Here is a 3199-nt window from a genome sequence, read left to right as displayed (position 1 = left end):
ACACAGTGGACGCGAGCAACTGAGGACAAGCCCTCGGCCTATTAGTACCAGTCAACTCCACCGGTCACCCGGCTTCCATATCTGGCCTATCAACCCAGTCGTCTACTGGGAGCCTTACCCCATCAAGTGGGTGGGAGCCCTCATCTCGAAGCAGGCTTCCCGCTTAGATGCTTTCAGCGGTTATCCCTCCCGAACGTAGCCAACCAGCCATGCCCTTGGCAGAACAACTGGCACACCAGAGGTTCGTCCGTCCCGGTCCTCTCGTACTAGGGACAGCCCTTCTCAAGACTCCTACGCGCGCAGCGGATAGGGACCGAACTGTCTCACGACGTTCTAAACCCAGCTCGCGTACCGCTTTAATGGGCGAACAGCCCAACCCTTGGGACCGACTCCAGCCCCAGGATGCGACGAGCCGACATCGAGGTGCCAAACCATCCCGTCGATATGGACTCTTGGGGAAGATCAGCCTGTTATCCCCGGGGTACCTTTTATCCGTTGAGCGACGGCGCTTCCACAAGCCACCGCCGGATCACTAGTCCCGACTTTCGTCCCTGCTCGACCCGTCGGTCTCACAGTCAAGCTCCCTTGTGCACTTACACTCACCACCTGATTACCAACCAGGCTGAGGGAACCTTTGGGCGCCTCCGTTACCCTTTAGGAGGCAACCGCCCCAGTTAAACTACCCATCAGACACTGTCCCTGATCCGGATCACGGACCCAGGTTAGACATCCAGCACGACCAGACTGGTATTTCAACGACGACTCCCACCGAACTGGCGTCCGATGCTCACAGTCTCCCAGCTATCCTACACAAGCCGAACCGAACACCAATATCAAACTGTAGTAAAGGTCCCGGGGTCTTTCCGTCCTGCTGCGCGAAACGAGCATCTTTACTCGTAGTGCAATTTCACCGGGCCTATGGTTGAGACAGTCGAGAAGTCGTTACGCCATTCGTGCAGGTCGGAACTTACCCGACAAGGAATTTCGCTACCTTAGGATGGTTATAGTTACCACCGCCGTTTACTGGCGCTTAAGTTCTCAGCTTCGCCCACCCGAAAGTGAGCTAACCGGTCCCCTTAACGTTCCAGCACCGGGCAGGCGTCAGTCCGTATACATCGCCTTACGGCTTCGCACGGACCTGTGTTTTTAGTAAACAGTCGCTTCTCGCTGGTCTCTGCGGCCACCCCCAGCTCAAGGAGCAAGTCCTCTCACCAGGCGTGGCCCCCCTTCTCCCGAAGTTACGGGGGCATTTTGCCGAGTTCCTTAACCATAGTTCACCCGAACGCCTCGGTATTCTCTACCAGACCACCTGAGTCGGTTTAGGGTACGGGCCGCCATAAAACTCGCTAGAGGCTTTTCTCGACAGCATAGGATCATCCACTTCACCACAATCGGCTCGGCATCAGGTCTCACCCACAAGCCACCCGGATTTACCTAGATGACGGGCTACACCCTTACCCCGGGACAACCACCGCCCGGGATGGACTACCTTCCTGCGTCACCCCATCACTCACCTACTAACCGCTTGGGCCGGCGGCTCCACCACTCCGAGATTGTCCGAAGACGCACCCGGCGGCTTCACGGCCTTAGCATCACGATGCTCGATGTTTGACGCTTCACAGCGGGTACCGGAATATCAACCGGTTATCCATCGACTACGCCTGTCGGCCTCGCCTTAGGTCCCGACTTACCCTGGGCAGATCAGCTTGACCCAGGAACCCTTAGTCAATCGGCGCACACGTTTCCCACGTGTGAATCGCTACTCATGCCTGCATTCTCACTCGTCAACCGTCCACAACTCGCTTACACGGCTGCTTCACCCGGCAGACGACGCTCCCCTACCCATCACAGCGGGCGTTGGCCCTCATGCTGCAATGACACGACTTCGGCGGTACGCTTGAGCCCCGCTACATTGTCGGCGCGGAATCACTAGACCAGTGAGCTATTACGCACTCTTTCAAGGGTGGCTGCTTCTAAGCCAACCTCCTGGTTGTCTCTGCGACTCCACATCCTTTCCCACTTAGCGTACGCTTAGGGGCCTTAGTCGATGCTCTGGGCTGTTTCCCTCTCGACCATGGAGCTTATCCCCCACAGTCTCACTGCCGCGCTCTCACTTACCGGCATTCGGAGTTTGGCTAAGGTCAGTAACCCGGTAGGGCCCATCGCCTATCCAGTGCTCTACCTCCGGCAAGAAACACACGACGCTGCACCTAAATGCATTTCGGGGAGAACCAGCTATCACGGAGTTTGATTGGCCTTTCACCCCTAACCACAGGTCATCCCCCAGGTTTTCAACCCTGGTGGGTTCGGTCCTCCACGACCTCTTACAGCCGCTTCAACCTGCCCATGGCTAGATCACTCCGCTTCGGGTCTTGAGCGTGCTACTCAAACGCCCTCTTCGGACTCGCTTTCGCTACGGCTACCCCACCCGGGTTAACCTCGCAACACACCGCAAACTCGCAGGCTCATTCTTCAAAAGGCACGCAGTCACGAGACACCAGCAAGCTGATGTCCGACGCTCCCACGGCTTGTAGGCACACGGTTTCAGGTACTATTTCACTCCGCTCCCGCGGTACTTTTCACCATTCCCTCACGGTACTATCCGCTATCGGTCACCAGGGAATATTTAGGCTTAGCGGGTGGTCCCGCCAGATTCACACGGGATTTCTCGGGCCCCGTGCTACTTGGGAAATACGCAAGAGAGCCGCTGATGTTTCGACTACGGGGGTCTTACCCTCTACGCCGGACCTTTCGCATGTCCTTCGCCTACACCAACGGTTTCTGACTCTCCGACCGGCCGGCAGACCGATCAAGCACACTCCCACAACCCCGCACACGCAACCCCTGCCGGGTCTCACACGCATACGGTTTGGCCTCATCCGGTTTCGCTCGCCACTACTCCCGGAATCACGGTTGTTTTCTCTTCCTGCGGGTACTGAGATGTTTCACTTCCCCGCGTTCCCTCCACTTGCCCTATGTGTTCAGGCAAGGGTGACAGCCCATGACGACTGCCGGGTTTCCCCATTCGGACACCCCCGGATCAAAGCCTGGTTGACGACTCCCCGGGGCCTATCGCGGCCTCCCACGTCCTTCATCGGTTCCTGGTGCCAAGGCATCCACCGTGCGCCCTTAAAAACTTGGCCACAGATGCTCGCGTCCACTGTGCAGTTCTCAAACAACGACCAACCACCCATCACCC

General features: G+C 57.6%; 1 rRNA gene. It reads right to left on the bottom strand.

Annotation, left to right across the window (positions count from 1 at the left end):
• Positions 1-21: 21 nt before the first annotated feature.
• Positions 22-3143 (bottom strand): 23S ribosomal RNA (locus IO29_RS31180).
• Positions 3144-3199 lie beyond the last annotated feature (56 nt).

This window comes from Streptomyces sp. NRRL F-6676 (genome assembly GCF_000725625.1).
Classification (GTDB): domain Bacteria; phylum Actinomycetota; class Actinomycetes; order Streptomycetales; family Streptomycetaceae; genus Streptomyces.
This window is presented reverse-complemented; position numbering and strand designations above follow the sequence as displayed.